This is a genomic window from Streptomyces sp. CCM_MD2014 (genome assembly GCF_000772045.1).
GTDB lineage: Bacteria > Actinomycetota > Actinomycetes > Streptomycetales > Streptomycetaceae > Streptomyces > Streptomyces salinarius.
In genome coordinates this window covers 7,628,936-7,644,714 of the sequence record NZ_CP009754.1, presented here as the reverse complement: position 1 = coordinate 7,644,714, position 15,779 = coordinate 7,628,936, and the positions used below count along the sequence as shown (strand labels likewise).

The following is a 15,779-nucleotide window of genomic DNA, read 5'->3' as shown; positions in this document are numbered from 1 at the left end:
CTCCTCCGGAAAGGGGCGGCGCGTACTGGTGCTCGGGGCGCGGTCCGGGCAGACTGCCAGCGGCGGGACCGGATTCCCGTCGCGGGCGCACACTGGAGCACGACACGAGCCGGTACCGGGAGCACCGCGGTCGGTGCACGGTCCGGCAACCGACGGGCACGAGGGGGCGACGGCCATGGCGGAGCCGGAGTTCAGGGCCACGGGGGTGCGGATCGGCAAACGGCTGCGGTCACTCACCCGGGCCGGGACGGTCCGGATCAGCGGCGGCCGGGTCGAGTTGCTCACCAGCTACGGCAGCGAGATAGACAGCGCGCCGGTTCAGGCGGTGCGCGCCTCCCGCCCGTGGTTCGGTCCCGAGGACCGCGCGCTCGCCGACCTCAACGGCAAGCGGTATCTGCTGACCCTCGGCGAGCGTGACCCCGCACCCGGCGAGCCGGGCCCGCCCGCGGCCCGCCGCTTCATCGAGGCGGTGCGCAGGGCGGCCGGACGCCGCGTCTGAGAGATGTCCGTAAGTTGCGGTACCTCACCCCTTGCGTCACGCTGGTCTCACGTCACTCTGGGTTTACCGGCGATAACGCTGCGAACCAGCCCGCCGGGCATGACAGCGGGCGGCGTGCGCCGTGTGCGCCTCGCTGGATCCGAACTCCGTGTTCTTCCGGACCTCTATGTCGGGGAGTCGCAGCCGTGATCACTCACCCAAGCAGACATTGCACGGTGGAGCTGCAAGCCCTGCCGTCGCGGATCGGCCAGGTCCGCAGAATCGTATCTGCGCAATTGCGCTACTGGCATATGGATCTCCTGATCGACCGGGCGGTGCTCGGCGTGACGGAGTTGCTGACCAACGTCCACCTGCACGCGCGGCCCGAGAAGACGTGCACCGTGGAAATAGAACTCCTCCTGGACCGGCTCACGGTTTCCGTGCGCGACCACGATCCGCGGCTGCCCGTCGTGGACGACGCCGAGCCGCTCGCGACGTGCGGGCGGGGGCTGGCGATGGTGGCCGCGATGAGCGAGAGCTGGGGCGCGCGACCGGAGGGCGAATCGGGCAAGGTCGTCTGGTTCACACTCCCGACGGCCGTCACCGCCCAGCCGCCCGCCGCACCGCCCGTGTCGGCCCGTCCGCCGCGTCGTCTGGTCGAGGAGGTGCCGGCCGCCGCGTTCGCCGAGGCCGAGCACGCGGTCGGGCTCGGCAGTCCCCAACCCGCTCCCGCCCGGTCGGCCGTTGTCGGCTGACCGGGCGGTGACCGTCCACTGCCGCGGACCGTGCACCGCGGTCCCGGCGGCGTCCGCACGGCGGGTCCGCGTCCCCGGCCGTCGGCAACCGGCGGGTCGGTACCGCCCCTGACGGCGCGTCGGCCGTCCGGAGGACGCGGGACGGTGCGGAGAGCGGCGGCACGACACTCGGCGGCCAACGGCAGCGGGCCCGGTACGGGGTGGGCCGGCGGCCGACGTGGAAGGCGGGACCGCCGGCAAGGGGCGTGGTGTCCGGAACGCTTCCGCTCCGGTGCGGCACCCGCCGTGGGGTGAAGGGCGGGTGCCGCACCGGCGGCCGGGTTCGCCCGGGGATCACCGGGCGAGCACGGGCTACTCCGCGGCGACCGCGCGCAGTACGTCCAGACGGGAGGCCCGCCGGGCCGGGCGCAGTCCCGCCAGGGCGCCGGCCGCGAGGCCGACCAGGGCCACCACCGCGAGCCGCACGGGCGGCACGGTGAAGGCGAACGCGCTGTCCGAGGCGCCGTCGGAGGCCGCTACGAGGACCCAGCCGAGGAAGGCGCCGAGACCGAGCCCGCCGGCCGTGCCGAAGGCGGCGACCAGGACGGACTCCCAGCGGACCATGGCCCGCAACTGGGCCCGGGTCTGCCCGACGGCCCGCAGCAGCCCGAGTTCGCGGGTGCGCTCGTGCACCGCCAGGGTGAGGGTGTTGGCGATGCCGAGCAGCGCGATGAGCACCGCGAGGGCGAGCAGCGCGTAGACGAGCGTCAGCATCATGTCGATGCCGCCCGCCGAGGACTCGGCGTACTCGGCGCGGGTCTGCACCTCGGGGTTGCCGAACCGGCCCGCGACCTGCTCGACCGCCGCCTTGCCCGCGTCCACGTCCACGCCGTCCTCGAAGGCGACGGCGACCAGGGTGTCGGAGTCCTGGGTGCGGTGCGGGGCCCAGGCCGCGCGGGTGATGACGTAGTCGCCGGCGAGTTCGGACTCTCCGTAGACCGCGCGGACGGTGAAGGTTCCGCTGCGCCCGTCGGTGAAGGTGAGTCGCGTGGTGTCGCCGGTGGTCAGCCCCTGCTTGTCCGCCTCGCTCGCGGTGACCGCGATGCCGTCGGTGCCGAGGTCGCCGAGCGAGCCGTGGACGGTGCGAGGTCGAAGGTGCGGTCCAGGGCGACCGGGTCGGTGACGGTCAAGGCCCGTCCCTCGCCGTCCACTTCCGCCACTCCCCGCCCGAGGCCGACGGCGGTGTCCACCTCGGGCAGTTCCTGGACCGCGCCGGCCAGCCGCGGGCTCAGGCCGCTGCCGCCCGCGCCGAAGGACGGCGCGCTGACGGCGACGTCGCCCGCGAAGGAACGGGAGACGGTCTGGTCCATGGTCGCCTTGAGCGAGGCGCCGAACACCGTGAACAGCGACACGACCGCCACGCCGATCATCAGCGCCCCGGCGGTGGCCGCCGTCCGCTTGGGGCTGCGCAGCGCGTTGCGCCGGGCGAGGACGCCGGTGACGCCGCGCAGCCGGCTCAGCGGGGCTCCGAGGATCCGCACGGCGGTGGCGGAGGCGACCGGGCCGAGCACCACGAAGGAGGCCAGGGTGAGGACGGCGCCCAGTCCCGCGAGCCACACCGACGGGGTGAGCAGGACCCCCACGAGCGTCACCGCGAGGGCGAGCGCGAGCAGCGCCGTGCCGGTGAGTGCCCGCGCACGGGAGGCGCCGGAGGTGTCCACGGCCGTCTCCCGCAGCGCGGCCAGCGGTGCGGTGCGGCCGGCCCGGGCCGCGGGCAGCAGGGCGGAGCCGAGGCAGACCACCACGCCGACGGCGAGCGGGAGCAGCAGCGACAGGGCGCTGATCACCAGGGCGCCGTCGGGGAACGGGAAGCCGATCGCCGGGAACAGGGCCTGGAGTCCGGCCGCGATGCCGATGCCGCCCGCGAGTCCGGCGGCGGACGCGGTCACGGCCACGACGGCCGCCTCGGCGAGGGTGCCGGCGGTGACCTGGCGGCGGGAGGCGCCGAGGGCGCGCAGCAGCGCGTTCTCGCGGGTGCGCTGGGCGACCACGATGGCGAAGGTGTTGTGGATCGAGAAGGTCGCGACCAGCAGGGCGATGCCGGAGAAGACGAGCAGGAAGGTCGTGAACAGGGTCAGGAACTGACTGGAGATCATGTCGGTGTTCTCCGCGGCCGACTCCTGGCCGGTGATGGCCTCGACGCCCTTGGGCAGTACGGGGGTCAGCCGGTCGACGAGTTCCTGCTGGCCGACGCCCGGTCCGGCCCGCACCTGGATGCTCGCCGCCTTGCCCGGCCGCGCGGTGAGGTACTTCTCGGCGTCGGCCCGGGTCATGCCGGTGTAGGTCACCTGGGCCATGCCGTCCTCGCCGCCGAAGGTGGCGAGCCCGACGACGGTGACGCGGACGGGGTCGGGGGTGCGCAGGGTCGTGGTGTCGCCGATCGCCAGGCCGCCCTTCTCGGCGGTGCCGCGGTTGACGACGACCTCGCCGGACTTCTGCGGGGCGTGACCCTCGGCGAGGCGGTACGGGTTCAGCTCCGGGTCGGTGATCCAGTTGCCGGCCAGGGTGGGTGGGCCCTGGCCGCCGATCGGCTCACCGTTCGCGCCGACGAGCTGGCCCGCGCCCTGGATGCTGGGGGCCGCGGCGGCGACGCCGGGAACCCGCTCGATCGTCCGGACCAGGTCGGTGCCGACGGGCTGCCGTACGCCCTGGCTCTCGCCCGGTGTGGTGATGGCGTCGGCGCTGCGCACCACGGCGTCGGTGCCGCCGGCGGCGTTGCCGAACATGGTGTCGAAACTCGCGCGGAGCGTGTCGCCCATGACCAGGGTGCCGGCCAGGAAGGCGACACCCAGGACCACGGCGAGGAACGTCCCGGCGAAGCGGCGTTTGTGGGCCCTGAGCGAGGAGACGCTCAGGCGGACGGAGGCGTTCATGAGGGCACCTCGAAGGCTTTCATCCGGTCCAGGACCTTGTCGGCGGTCGGCGCGTCCATGCGGTCGACGAGGCGTCCGTCGGCGAGGAAGACGACCTCGTCCGCGTGGCCGGCGGCGACGGGGTCGTGGGTGACCATGACGACCGTGCGCCGGGTCTGCCGCACGGTGCGGCCGAGGAGGCCGAGCACCTCGCCGCCGGAGCGGGAGTCGAGGTTGCCGGTGGGCTCGTCGGCGAAGACCACGTCCGGCTGCCCGGCGAAGGCCCGGGCCACGGCGACGCGTTGCTGCTGGCCGCCGGAGAGTTCGGCGGGCCGGTGGTGGAGGCGGTCGCGCAGTCCGACCACGTCGATCAGCGCGTCGACCCACTCGGTGTCGCCCCGGCGGCCGGCGAGGTCGAGGGGGAGGGTGATGTTCTCGGCGACGGTCAGCGTCGGCACCAGGTTGAACGCCTGGAACACGAAGCCGACGCGGTCGCGGCGCAGCAGGGTGAGCCGACGGTCGTCGAGGGTGCTCAGGTCGGTGTCGCCGATGCGGGCGGTGCCCGAGGTGAGCGTGTCGAGTCCGGCGGCGCAGTGCATCAGGGTGGACTTGCCGGAGCCGGACGGTCCCATGATGGCGGTGAAGCGGCCGGCCGGGAAGTCGACGCTCACGCCGTCGAGGGCGTGTACGGCGGTGTCGCCACCGCCGTACACCTTCACGGCGTCCACGACCCGGGCGGCGGCCCGGGTGACGGTCGTCGTGGTCATGCCGCACCGCCCTTGCCCGTCCGGCCGAACTGCTCGTCCAGCACGGACAGCCGGCGCCAGTACTCGTCCTCGTCGATCTCGCCGGAGGCGAAGCGGTGGCCGAGCACGGTGATGGGCGAGTTCTCCGCGACGGTCGCCGGCCGTCCGGGTCCGCGGCGCCCGCGCCACACCGTGCGGCGCAGCAGGGTGATGCCGCCGCCGATGACCAGTGCCCAGATCACCGGGAAGAGCAGGATCCACGGGCCGGGCCCGCCGTCGCCGAACTGTGCCAGGGTCTCCATGTCGTCCAACTCCTCGGTCGCGATGTCCCTTGTGTCGCTTCCGAGCCTGGCTCCGGGAGGGGGTCCGGGTCGTCGTACGGCCGGCGGCGGTGTGCGTACCCCGCGGGGAGTACTCCGGAGGTCCGCGTCTGCTTCCGCCGGCTTCGCCTCTCCGGGTTGCGTCGGCCGCTCGATTTGTAACTACTAGTATGTACAGTAGGTGCATGAGCACCTCGGAACGACTGATCGAGTCCACGCGCGAGCTGCTGTGGGAGCGCGGGTACGTGGGCACCAGCCCCAAGGCGATCCTCGAGCGGGCCGGGGCCGGGCAGGGCAGCATGTACCACCACTTCAAGGGCAAGCCCGATCTCGCGCTCGCGGCGATCCGGCGCACGGCCCGGGAGATGCGCGCCGCCGCCGGTGCCGTGCTCGCCGGGCCGGGCACGCCGTACGAGCGCATCGAGGCGTATCTGCTGCGCGAGCGCGACGTGCTGCGCGGGTGTCCGGTCGGCCGCCTGACGATGGACCCGGACGTGATCGCCGACGACGCCCTGCGCGCCCCCGTGGACGAGACCCTCGACTGGCTCCGCGAGCAGATCGCCCAGCTGGTGGAGGAGGGCCGGGAACAGGGCGAGTTCGCGCCCTGGCTGGACGGCGAGGAGGTCGCGGCCGCGGTCGTCGCGACCGTCCAGGGCGGCTACGTCCTGGCCCGCGCCTCCGGCTCGCCCGCCGCCTTCGACGCGGGGGTCCGGGGACTGCTCGCGCTGCTCGCGCCGTCGCACACCCGCACGCGGTAGCGGACTTCACGCCCACCCGATCCGACCGGAGGATTCACGTACCCGTGCATGCCATGCAGTACGGCTTCACTCTGCCCGCCGACTACTCGATGGACGTCATCAGGGAGCGCGTGGCCCGTACCGGGCACCTGCTGGACGACTGGCCAGGGCTCGGCCTCAAGGCGTATCTGATCCGCGAGCGCGGGAAGGACGGCTCGCCGGTCAACCGGTACGCGCCGTTCTACCTGTGGCACACCGTGGAGGGCATGAACTCCTTCCTCTGGGAAGGTGCCTTCCAGCGGCCCACCGACGACTTCGGCCGGCCCTCGGTCCGGCAGTGGACGGGCCTGGCGTACGAGGAGGGCGGTGCCGCCGGCTCGCCCGCGCGGGTGGCGGTCCTGCGGCGGCGGCCGGTGCCGGACGGGGTGCCGCTGTCGGAGGTCGCGGCGGGGGCGGTGCGGGAGACCGGGCGGCTGGCGGCCGTGGACGGGGCGCTGCTCGCGGCGGCGGTCGTGGACACCGGGCGCTGGGAGCTGGCGCACTTCTCGCTCCACGCGGGCGAGGCGCCGGACGGGGCCGTGGGCGAGGTCTTCCGGGTGCTGCACCTCTCCGCGCCCGGGCGGGGCCTGCTGCCGAGGGGGCGCCAGTGGTGAGCGCCGTCCGTACGGTCCTCGGGGACGTGCCCGGTGAGGAGTTGGGCGTGTGCGACGCGCACGACCATCTGTTCTTCGCCAGTCCCCGGCTGCCCGGCCAGGAACTCGACGACGCGGCGGCGGCCCGGGCGGAGCTGGCCGCGTTCCGTGAACGGGGCGGCGGCGCGGTGGTGCAGTGGACGCCGTACGGACTGGGCCGGCGGGCCGCCGATCTGCCGGGCCTGTCCCGGGCCACCGGCGTGCACGTGGTGGCCGCGACGGGACTCCACCAGGACGTCCACTACGACGAGGACACGCTCGCGGCGCTGCGGGGCCGGGCCGCCGGGGTCTTCGTCGCCGAACTGACGCGGGGCATCGGGACGTCGGGCGTGCGCGCCGGGCTGATCAAGGTGGCCGGCGGTTTCCACGGGCTCGACGCGCACGCGCGGTGGACGCTGGCGGCGGCGGCCGAGGCGCACCACGCGACGGGGGCGCCGATCGCGGTGCACCTGGAGCTGGGCACCGCCGCCCTGGACGTACTGGAGTCGCTGTGCGGCGAGTGGGGCGTGCCGCCCGGCCGGGTGGTCCTCGGCCACCTCAACCGCTCCCCCGACGCCGTGGTGCACCGGCAGGCCGCCGGGTCGGGCTGCTGGCTGGCCTTCGACGGGCCGTCGCGGGCGCATCACGCCACCGACTGGCGGATGCCGGAGGCCGTGCGGGAACTCGCCGAGGCGGGGTTCGGCGACCGGCTGCTGCTCGGCGGCGACACGACGACCGCTGCCGCCCGCTCGGTGGACGGCGGTCCGGGGATGCCGTACCTGCTGCGCCGTGTGGCCCCCCGGCTGGCGCTCGCCGTGGGCGAGGAGCTGGTGCGGCGGATCCTCACCGAGAACCCGGCACGGGCGTTCGCCGTCGAGTGGCGCTGACACCCCCCTTAGCGGCCCCGTCCCGGCCCCACCCGACAGGAGGAGAGTTCATGCCCTTCGTCCGTATCGACGCGTACGGCGGCGCCGACGACGACCGTCTCGACGCCCTCGGGCAGGCCGTCCACGACGCCCTGGTCGAGACGCTCGGCATTCCGCCCGACGACCGCTTCCAGGTCCTGACCGCCCACGACCCCGCCCGCCGCACCCTGCGCTACGACGGCTACCTCGGCGTGCGCCGGGACGAGGGCATCGTCTTCGTGGCGATCGCGCTGCGGGAGGGGCGGACGACCGGCCGGAAGCAGGCGCTGTACCGCCGCATCGCCCAGCTCGCCGAGGAGTACGCGGGCACGGACCCCGGCAACGTCTTCGTCACGCTGACCGAGAACACCTCAGCCGACTGGTCGCTGGGCAACGGGCGCGCGCAGTACGTAGGGTCGGGATCATGCTGAGACTCGGAATCCCCGTCATCGGTGTCACCGACCTCGCCCGCGCCGTCGCCTTCTGGACGCAGGCGCTGCCCCTGGTCGCCGCGGAGGAGTGGAGCAGCGAGACCTGGCGCACGCTGGAGTACGCCGACGGTTCCGGGCACGCCCTCGGTCTGATGCGCAGCGACTCCCCGCCCGAACCCCGGCCCCGGCTCCATCTCGACCTGTACACGGACTCGGCCGAGGAGCAGCAGGCGCAGGTGCGGCGGCTGATCGGCCTCGGGGCGCGGGCCGTCGAGTGGGACCTGTACCCGCCCGATCCCGACTTCGTCGTCCTGGCAGACCCGGACGACAACATCTTCTGCGTCGTCGACCTCGGCCACGCCCCGAGCGGGGGCGACGGGCCCGCCGCCTGAGGCGCACGGCGTGCTACGCCGGTACGCCCAGCGGGTCGTCCAGGACCGGCTGCCAGGCCAGCTCGGCGGCGCCGACCAGACTGTTGTGGTCCAGCCCGCAGGGCAGGATCGGGACACCTCCGCTCTGACCCCACAGGCTGCGCCCGGCGACGACCGCGCGCAGCCGCTCCGGGTCGGCGTCGAGCAGCGCCCGGTGCAGTCCGCCGAGGATGATGCGGTCCGGGTTGAGGATGTTCACCAGACCCGCGAGGCCCAGGCCCAGGCGGTCGATGAGGGTCTCGGCGGCGGTGCGGACGGCCGGGTCGGCGTAGTGCTCGCGGATCAGGTCGTAGGACTGCTGGAGCAGGGACACCTCGGGTCCCGGTGCGCGCCCGGCCGCCGTGAGGAAGGCCAGCGGGTCGGTCTCGACGTCCAGGCAGCCGCGGCTGCCGCAGTGGCAGGGGCGGCCCTCGGGGTTGACGGCGAGGTGGCCGACCTCCAGGGCGAGTCCCGAACTGCCGGTGTGCAGACGGCCGTCGAGGACCAGGGCGCCGCCGACCCCGCGGTGGCCGGTGGCCACGCACAGCAGGTCGCGGGCGCCGCGTCCGGCGCCGTGGCGGTGCTCGGCGAGGGCGGCGAGGTTGACGTCGTTGGCGGCGAACGCGGGTCCCTCGATCCCGGCGGCACGCACCTGCTGCGCGAAGATCTCCCGCACGGGCGCGCCCGCGGGCCACGCCAGGTGCAGCGGGTTCAGGGCCAGCCCCTCCGGTTCCGCGACGGCGGACGGCACGGCGAGCCCGGCGCCGACGCAGCGCCGCCCGGTCTCCCGCAGGAGCTCCGTACCCGCCTCGACGACGGAACCCAGCACCTTCGCCGGGTCGGCGTCGACGACCTCGCAGCCGGGCGCGGTGGCGACGATCCGGCCGCCGAGACCGACCAGGGCGGCGCGGAAGCCGTCGGCGTGGATCTGGGCGGCGAGGGCGACGGGCCCGTCCTCGGCGACCGAGAGGCGGTGCGAGGGGCGGCCCTGCGAGCCGGCCGCCGCGCCGGGCCGGGCGTCCACCCGGATCAGGCCGAGCGCCTCCAGTTCGGCGGCGACCGCGCCGGCCGTGGCCCGGGTCACGCCCAGTTCGGCGGTGAGGACGGCCCGGGTGGGGGCGCGTCCGGTGTGCACGAGCTCCAGCGCGGGTCCCAGCGCGCCGCGCCCCCGGTCCAGCCGCGTCCTCGAGGTGGTCCCTTCCCCCGCCGCCCGGGGGTCCGCCTTGCCGCTCATGAGGGGGAGTCTCCCATGATCCGTCCCGCGCGGGTGCCTAGAGCCCACTGACCCGGAGCGTGATGTTCAGCCGCCCGGTGAGCCCCAACTCGGGCGGCGCGGTGCCCGGGTGCACCCTCGGCACCCCGTGGTACGCGAGCCGGGACGGGCCGCCGAAGACGAACAGGTCGCCGCTGCGCAGCTCGATGTCGTCGTGGGGGCGGGCACGGGTCTCGGGGTTGCCGAAGCGGAAGACGCAGGTGTCGCCGAGGCTCAGGGAGACCACGGGGGCGCCGGAGCGCTCGTCCGCGTCGCGGTGCATGCCCATGCGGGCGTCGGCGTCGTAGAAGTTGATCAGCGCGATGTCGTACGGCTCCGGCGACAGCACGTCGGGGCCGAGCGCCTCGGTCACCGCGCGGCGGGCGAGGCCGTCGAGCCATGCCGGGAACGGCTTGACGGGGGCACCGTCGCCGTCGACGGCGGTGGGTGCGTAGCCGTACGGGTACCAGTGCCGGCCGAGGCAGACCTGCCGGGCGGTCATGGTGCCGCCGCCGGGGGTGCGCACCGTGCGCAGTCCGGCGGGCGGGCGCGCCCAGCCGCGGCAGGCGTCCAGCAGCTCGCGCTGCCGTTCCGAGGCCAGCCAGTCCGGCACGTGCACGGCGCCGGGTGCGGTCTCGGTACGGCCCCGGGGAAACAGCTCGGCGTCCATGCCGCCCATCATGCCTCCGGCCCCCGCCGCCCTGCCGGGCGCGACCGGCGCCGAGCCGGGGCTCGGCTAGCCTGGGCACACGATGAACGACCGCAGCACGAAGGACCGCCGCACGAACGGCCCGGGCACGAACGACCACCGCGCGAACGACCGCCGCACGAACGACCGCGGCGACGGCGGCGACCGTATGACCACCCCGTGGGGCGAGCACGTGCTGTCCCGCTACCCCGAGGACGCGCGTGACCGGCTCCGTGCCTGGGACGCCTCCGACGAGTACCTGCTCGGGCACCTCGCGGAGCGCGACGTGGCTCTGGACGGCACGGTCGTGGTCGTCGGCGACCGCTGGGGAGCCCTGGTGACGGCGCTGGCGGCGCACCGTCCGGTGCAGATCACCGACTCGCACCTCGCCCGGGAGGCGACACGGGCCAATCTGGAGCGCGGCGGCGTCGAGCCGGGCTCGGTCGGCCTGCTCACCACGCAGGACCCGCCGCCGGACCGCGTGGACGTGCTGCTGGTGCGGGTGCCGAAGAGCCTGGCGCTGCTGGAGGACCAGCTGCTGCGGCTGGCGCCCGCGCTGCACGAGGGCACGGTCGTGGTCGGCACCGGGATGGTGAAGGAGATCCACACCTCGACGCTCCGGCTGTTCGAGCGGATCGTCGGCCCGACCCGGACGTCCCTTGCCGTGAAGAAGGCCCGGCTGATCTTCGCGGAGCCCGATCCGGCGCTGAAGCGGCCGGCCAACCCCTGGCCGCTCCGCTACCGGCTCCCCGACGACGTCGGACCGCTCCTGTCCGGCCGGCCCGTCGTCAACCACGCCGGTGTCTTCTGCGCCGACCGCCTCGACATCGGCACCCGCTTCTTCCTGCGGCACCTGCCGGACCCCGGGGGCTTCGGGCGGGTGGTGGACCTCGGCTGCGGCAACGGCGTGGTCGGTACGGCGGTGGCGCTGGCCGACCCGGACGCCGAGGTGCTGTTCACCGACGAGTCGTTCCAGGCCGTGGCCTCGGCCGAAGCGACGTACCGGGCGAACGAGGTGGCGGGCCAGGCGGAGTTCCGGGTCGGCGACGGGCTGGCCGGGGTGCCGGACGGCAGTGTCGACCTGGTGCTGAACAACCCGCCCTTCCATTCCCACCAGGCGACGACCGACGCGACGGCGTGGCGGATGTTCACCGGGGCGCGGCGGGTGCTGCGCCCCGGCGGCGAACTGTGGGTGGTCGGCAACCGGCACCTGGGCTACCACGTCAAGCTGCGGCGCCTGTTCGGCAACAGCCGGCTGGTGGCGGGCGACCGGAAGTTCGTGGTGCTGAAGGCGGTCAAGGAGTAGCGGGAGGCAGGGGTACGGCCGCGGTCCGGGCCACCACCTGGAGGAGCGTCGCCACCGTCCGGACCATGGCCTCCCTCCCCGCGGTGAGGTAGCCGCGCGAGTCGACCGCCTCGGGACGGGCGGCGAGGTGCTCCCTGATCGCGCCGGTCATGGCGATGTTGAGCGCGGTGCCGACGTTGACCTTGGCGATGCCGCCCGCGACGGCCGCGGCGAGTTCGCCGTCGGGGACGCCCGAGGAGCCGTGCAGCACGAGCGGCACGTCCAGGGCGCCGGACAGCTCCTTGAGCAGGTCGTGGTCGAGGGCCGCGGTGCGCGTGGTCATGGCGTGCGAGCTGCCGACGGCGACGGCCAGGGCGTCCACGCCGGAGTCGGCGACGTAGGCGTGTGCTTCGGCGGGGTCGGTGCGGGCACCGGGGGCGTGGGCGTCGAGCGGCGGGGCGCCGTCCTTGCCGCCGACCTCCCCCAACTCGGCCTCGATCCACAGCCCCTGGGCGTGCGCCCAGTCGGCGGCGGCCCGGGTCGCCGCGAGGTTCTCGGCGTACGGCAGCCGGGCGGCGTCGTACATCACGGAGCTGAACCCGGCGTCCGGGGCCTGGCGCAGCAGGCCGTCGCTCTGAACGTGGTCGAGGTGCAGGGCGACGGGCACGGCGGCGCCCTCGGCGGCGGCGACGGCCGCGCGGGCCAGGGGCAGCAGGCGGCCGTAGCGGTACTTCACGGCGTTCTCGCTGACCTGGAGGACGACGGGCATCCGCACGGACTCGGCGCCGGCGACGACGGCCTCGATGTGCTCCAGGGTGATGACGTTGAAGGCGGCGACGGCCGAGCGGCCGGCCGCGGCACGGCCGACCAGGTCGCCGGTGGTGGCGAGGGGCACGGTCTGGTTCCTTCCCGGGCGTCGGGCGGCGGTTCAGGGGGCGAGGATCACCGAGCGGGTCAGGTGGCGCGGCCGGTCCGGGTCGAGCCCCCGGGCGGCGGCGACGGCGACGGCCAGCCGCTGGGCGCGGACCAGTTCGGCCAGCGGGTCCAGCTCGCCCGGCACCCACATCGCGCCGGTGTCGCGGACCTGCTCGGCCAGACCGTGCGGCGCCTCGCCGAACATCCAGGTCGCCGTGCCCGCGGTGCTGATGCTGATGGGGCCGTGCCGGTACTCCATCGCCGGGTAGGCCTCGGTCCAGGACAGGGAGGCCTCGCGCATCTTGAGCCCGGCCTCGTTGGCCAGCCCGACGGTCCAGCCCCGGCCGAGGAAGGTGAACTGGGTACGCTCCACGAGCCCTTCGGGAAGCCCGGCCGCGAGTGCGGCGCGGGCGTCGGCGACGACCGCGTCGGTGTGCAGGCCGAGGTGGGCGCGGAGCAGCGTGAGCGCGGTCGTCGCGAACCGCGTCTGCACCACGGACCGTTCGTCGGCGAAGTCGAGTACGACCACGTCGTCGGCGGCGCTCATGACGGGCGTCCCCGGATCGGCGGTGAGCGCGACGGTGCGCGTGCGGCCCTTCAGCTCCGAGAGCAGTTCCAGTACTTCCGTGGTGGTACCGGAGCGGGTGAGGGCCACGACCCGGTCGTACGCCCGCCCGCGCGGGAACTCGGACGCCGCGAAGGCGTCCGTCTCGCCGAGGCCCGCGTCCTCGCGCAGGGCCGCGGCCGACTGCGCCATGAAGTACGAGGTGCCGCACCCCACGATCGCCACCCGCTCCCCCGCCGTTGGCAACGCCGCCGTGTGGCGTGCCGCCTCCTCGGCGGCGCGCGTCCAGCACTCGGGCTGGCTGTTGAGCTCGTCCTCGACGTACGTCATGTCGCACACTCCCGGAACACAGACTGATTGTTCCTGCAAGATATAGCGAGCTTTCAAGCACAATCAAGCAATTCGGGGAACGCTGCGGTGCGCTAGGGTCGGCGGAGATCGAGGAACGGAGGCGCGGATGTCGCGCGACGCCCGCTGGAAGGCGCTGCTGGAGCTGCTCGTCGAGCGCGGCCGGCTGGACGTCGAGGAGGCGGCGACGGAGCTGGAGGTCTCGGCCGCGACGATCCGCCGCGACTTCGACCGGCTCGCCGAGCAGCAGATGCTCGTGCGCACGCGCGGGGGCGCGGTGGTGCACGGGGTGTCGTACGAACTGCCGCTGCGCTACAAGACCGCCCGCCGCGCCTCGGAGAAGCAGCGCGTCGCGCAGGCGGTCGCCGCCCTGGTGGCGCCCGGCGAGGCGGTGGGGCTGACCGGGGGCACCACCACCACCGAGGTGGCGCGCGCCCTGGCCGTGCGCTCCGACCTGGCTTCCGGCACCCCCGCACTGACCGTGGTCACCAACGCGCTCAACATCGCCAACGAGCTGGCGGTCCGGCCGCAGTTCAAGATCGTGGTGACCGGCGGGGTGGCCCGGGCGCAGTCGTACGAGCTGATCGGGCCGCTCGCGGACGGGGTGCTGGGCCAGGTGACGCTCGACGTGGCGGTGCTGGGCGTCGTCGCCTTCGACGTCGCGCACGGTGCCGCGGCGCACGACGAGGCGGAGGCCGCGATCAACCGGCTGCTGTGCGAGCGCGCCGAGCGGGTGGTCGTGGCCGCCGACTCCAGCAAGCTGGGCCGACGGGCGTTCGCCCGGATCTGCGCGACCGAGTCGGTCGACACGCTGGTGACGGACGGGGCGGCCGACCCGGAGCTGGTGCGGGGGTTCGAGGAGGCAGGAGTGCGGGTCGTCACGGCCTGAGGGCCCCCGGGTGACGGCGCCGCCGCTCAGTGCCCGTGGCCGTCGGAGTGCTCCGGCGCGGTGGCCGGGGCCGACTCCCGCGCCCCCGGAGTCGATCCGGCGCGCACGGTGAACGCCGCGGTGCGGACCTCGCCCCCGTGCCGGAAGTCGAGGAAGAGGCGGTAGGTGCCGCCGCTGGGCGCGGTGGCCGTGAAGGAGATCTCCGGACCGGGCTCGGTGGTGCCGTCGCCGGGTTCGCCGTTCGGGTGGACGTGGAGGTAGGCGAGGTCGCCGGAGCGCAGGGCGACCAGGTGGCCGTATGCGCCCAGGTAGGGCTGGAGGTCGTCGACGGGTTCGCCGGCGCGGGACACCTTCAGCTTCAGCTCGCTCGCCTTGCCGGGGCGCAGGGCGCCGGCGAGTTCGACCTGGTAGCCGTCGGTGCGGGCGATGCCGCTGAGGGCCGGCGGCCGAGCGGGCTCGTAGGGTCCGGAGACGGCGAGGTCCGCGCCCAGGGTGAGGTTCTGCGCACCCTCGCCCGCCGGGGTGAAGTCGGCGAAGACGCGGTAGCCGCCCGCCTCGGGCAGTTCGACGGGGGTGCTCCAGGTGCCGTCGGCGGCGCGGGTGGGGTGCAGGTGGCGGTAGGTGACCAGGTCGCGCGAGGCGATGACGAGGTGGAGTTCCTTGTCGTGCTCCCGCTGGTACGCGGTCAGCGCCGCGCCGCTCGCGTCCCGGATCGTGAAGCGCAGTTCGGTGTGCCGACCGGCGGCGAGGCGCGGGGTGGCGAGATCGAGGGTGTAACCGTTCGCGGAGATCTCCAGGCCGCCGGCCGGAGTGCCCCCGTGCCCTCCGTGACGCTCCCTCTGCTGTGGTCGCTCCGATGACTCACCGTGCCCGTCGTGCGGCGCGGATTCGCTCCGCGCGACGATCGGGTCCACTCCCCTGCCCACCCCGTAGGCGGTGCCGAAGGTCGCGGCCAGCGCGGCGGCGAACGCGGTGATCCTCAGTCCGGTGTGCATGGCGGTCGTCTCCTCGAATTCCGGGTCCCCGGCTCAGCCGGAGGCCGTTCCATGCACTTCACCATACCCCTAGGGGGTACCTAGTCAAGACATGGAGCAGCTTGCGTTCGGTACCCCCCAGGGGTATACATGGAGACCGGACGGGAGATACCCCCGCCCCGTATCCATCACCCTTGACCGGAGGAAGCCATGTCCTCGAACACCACCGCCCCCGCCACCACCACGTACGCCGTCGCCGGCATGACCTGCGGTCACTGCAGCGCGACGCTCACCCGGGTCATCGGCGAGCTGGACGGTGTCACCGGTGTCGACGTCGCGCTCGACACCGGCCGCGTCACCGTGACCTCCGCCGCCGAGCCGGACGACGCCGCGATCGCCGAGGTCGTCGACGAGGCCGGCTACGAGCTGACCGGCCGCGTCTGACCCGGCCCGCACTCCCCAGTCGACCCGCCGCACGGCCGGGACCCGCACGCCGGGTCCCGGCCGACGGCCCCCGCA

General features: G+C 74.5%; 17 protein-coding genes and 1 pseudogene. 10 read left to right on the top strand and 8 right to left on the bottom strand.

Annotation, left to right across the window (positions count from 1 at the left end; genetic code table 11):
* Positions 1-175 precede the first annotated feature (175 nt).
* Entirely contained in the window at positions 176-499 is a 324-nt protein-coding gene (locus tag NI25_RS34165; RefSeq protein WP_007446867.1) for a hypothetical protein, read from the top strand.
* Positions 500-684: 185 nt separating this feature from the next.
* Complete coding sequence (locus tag NI25_RS34160; RefSeq protein WP_199561066.1) at positions 685-1,233, top strand: ATP-binding protein; 549 nt, start codon at positions 685-687, stop codon at positions 1,231-1,233.
* A gap of 351 nt (positions 1,234-1,584) precedes the next feature.
* On the opposite strand, the pseudogene NI25_RS34155 reads toward NI25_RS34160, so the two are convergent.
* The 3 genes and pseudogenes from NI25_RS34155 to NI25_RS34145 all read right to left on the bottom strand — a co-directional run bounded on the left by NI25_RS34155 (position 1,585) and on the right by NI25_RS34145 (position 5,172).
* Positions 1,585-4,145, bottom strand: a pseudogene (locus NI25_RS34155) (ABC transporter permease).
* Positions 4,142-4,891 (bottom strand): ABC transporter ATP-binding protein, encoded by a 750-nt coding sequence (locus tag NI25_RS34150; RefSeq protein WP_061446166.1) that lies wholly within the window; start codon positions 4,889-4,891, stop codon positions 4,142-4,144. Before NI25_RS34150 ends, NI25_RS34155 begins: the two are co-directional and overlap by 4 nt.
* Positions 4,888-5,172, bottom strand: coding sequence for an SHOCT domain-containing protein (locus NI25_RS34145; RefSeq protein WP_061446165.1), 285 nt, complete (start codon positions 5,170-5,172; stop codon positions 4,888-4,890). Before NI25_RS34145 ends, NI25_RS34150 begins: the two co-directional genes overlap by 4 nt.
* Positions 5,173-5,375: 203 nt before the next feature.
* Between NI25_RS34145 and NI25_RS34140 the strand changes: the two genes are divergently transcribed.
* The 5 genes from NI25_RS34140 to NI25_RS34120 are packed head-to-tail and all read left to right on the top strand — an operon-like array spanning position 5,376 to position 8,326.
* Entirely contained in the window at positions 5,376-5,948 is a 573-nt protein-coding gene (locus tag NI25_RS34140; RefSeq protein ID WP_233520802.1) for a TetR/AcrR family transcriptional regulator, read from the top strand.
* A gap of 44 nt (positions 5,949-5,992) precedes the next feature.
* Entirely contained in the window at positions 5,993-6,580 is a 588-nt protein-coding gene (locus NI25_RS34135) for a DUF4865 family protein (protein WP_061446163.1), read from the top strand.
* The gene (locus NI25_RS34130; protein ID WP_061447213.1) at positions 6,577-7,485 is read left to right on the top strand and encodes a phosphotriesterase family protein; all 909 of its coding nucleotides are present in this window, start codon (positions 6,577-6,579) and stop codon (positions 7,483-7,485) included. Before NI25_RS34135 ends, NI25_RS34130 begins: the two co-directional genes overlap by 4 nt.
* Before the next feature lie 50 nt (positions 7,486-7,535).
* The gene (locus NI25_RS34125; protein WP_061446162.1) at positions 7,536-7,934 is read left to right on the top strand and encodes a tautomerase family protein; all 399 of its coding nucleotides are present in this window, start codon (positions 7,536-7,538) and stop codon (positions 7,932-7,934) included.
* Entirely contained in the window at positions 7,928-8,326 is a 399-nt protein-coding gene (locus tag NI25_RS34120) for a VOC family protein (protein WP_061446161.1), read from the top strand. Before NI25_RS34125 ends, NI25_RS34120 begins: the two co-directional genes overlap by 7 nt.
* A gap of 13 nt (positions 8,327-8,339) precedes the next feature.
* Here NI25_RS34120 and NI25_RS34115 read toward each other — a convergent pair whose 3' ends face one another.
* Together NI25_RS34115 and NI25_RS34110 are read right to left on the bottom strand one after the other, a co-directional pair.
* The gene (locus NI25_RS34115; protein ID WP_061446160.1) at positions 8,340-9,578 is read right to left on the bottom strand and encodes an ROK family protein; all 1,239 of its coding nucleotides are present in this window, start codon (positions 9,576-9,578) and stop codon (positions 8,340-8,342) included.
* A 37-nt stretch (positions 9,579-9,615) separates the two neighbouring features.
* A complete protein-coding gene (locus NI25_RS34110; RefSeq protein WP_061447212.1) occupies positions 9,616-10,266 on the bottom strand; it encodes an alpha-ketoglutarate-dependent dioxygenase AlkB family protein in 651 nt (216 codons plus the stop codon).
* A gap of 187 nt (positions 10,267-10,453) precedes the next feature.
* On the opposite strand from NI25_RS34110, the gene NI25_RS34105 reads away from it, so the two are divergent.
* Positions 10,454-11,590 (top strand): methyltransferase, encoded by a 1,137-nt coding sequence (locus NI25_RS34105; RefSeq protein ID WP_061447211.1) that lies wholly within the window; start codon positions 10,454-10,456, stop codon positions 11,588-11,590.
* Here the strand turns inward: NI25_RS34105 and NI25_RS34100 are convergent.
* Positions 11,580-12,464 (bottom strand): class II fructose-bisphosphate aldolase, encoded by an 885-nt coding sequence (locus NI25_RS34100; RefSeq protein WP_061446159.1) that lies wholly within the window; start codon positions 12,462-12,464, stop codon positions 11,580-11,582. The two genes, NI25_RS34105 and NI25_RS34100, sit on opposite strands and share 11 nt — an antisense overlap.
* Positions 12,465-12,497: 33 nt before the next feature.
* Positions 12,498-13,379: an SIS domain-containing protein gene (locus tag NI25_RS34095; protein ID WP_061446158.1), complete on the bottom strand. Its 882-nt coding sequence runs from the start codon at positions 13,377-13,379 to the stop codon at positions 12,498-12,500.
* Between the two features lie 127 nt (positions 13,380-13,506).
* Here NI25_RS34095 and NI25_RS34090 point away from each other — a divergent pair, with 127 nt between their 5' ends.
* Positions 13,507-14,286 carry a DeoR/GlpR family DNA-binding transcription regulator gene (locus tag NI25_RS34090; protein ID WP_061446157.1) on the top strand — a complete coding sequence of 260 codons (780 nt, stop codon included), beginning with the start codon at positions 13,507-13,509 and terminating at the stop codon, positions 14,284-14,286.
* A gap of 26 nt (positions 14,287-14,312) precedes the next feature.
* On the opposite strand, the gene NI25_RS34085 is transcribed toward NI25_RS34090, so the two are convergent.
* The gene (locus NI25_RS34085) at positions 14,313-15,281 is read right to left on the bottom strand and encodes a hypothetical protein (protein WP_061446156.1); all 969 of its coding nucleotides are present in this window, start codon (positions 15,279-15,281) and stop codon (positions 14,313-14,315) included.
* A gap of 189 nt (positions 15,282-15,470) precedes the next feature.
* Between NI25_RS34085 and NI25_RS34080 the strand changes: the two genes are divergently transcribed.
* Entirely contained in the window at positions 15,471-15,704 is a 234-nt protein-coding gene (locus NI25_RS34080; protein WP_061446155.1) for a heavy-metal-associated domain-containing protein, read from the top strand.
* Positions 15,705-15,779 lie beyond the last annotated feature (75 nt).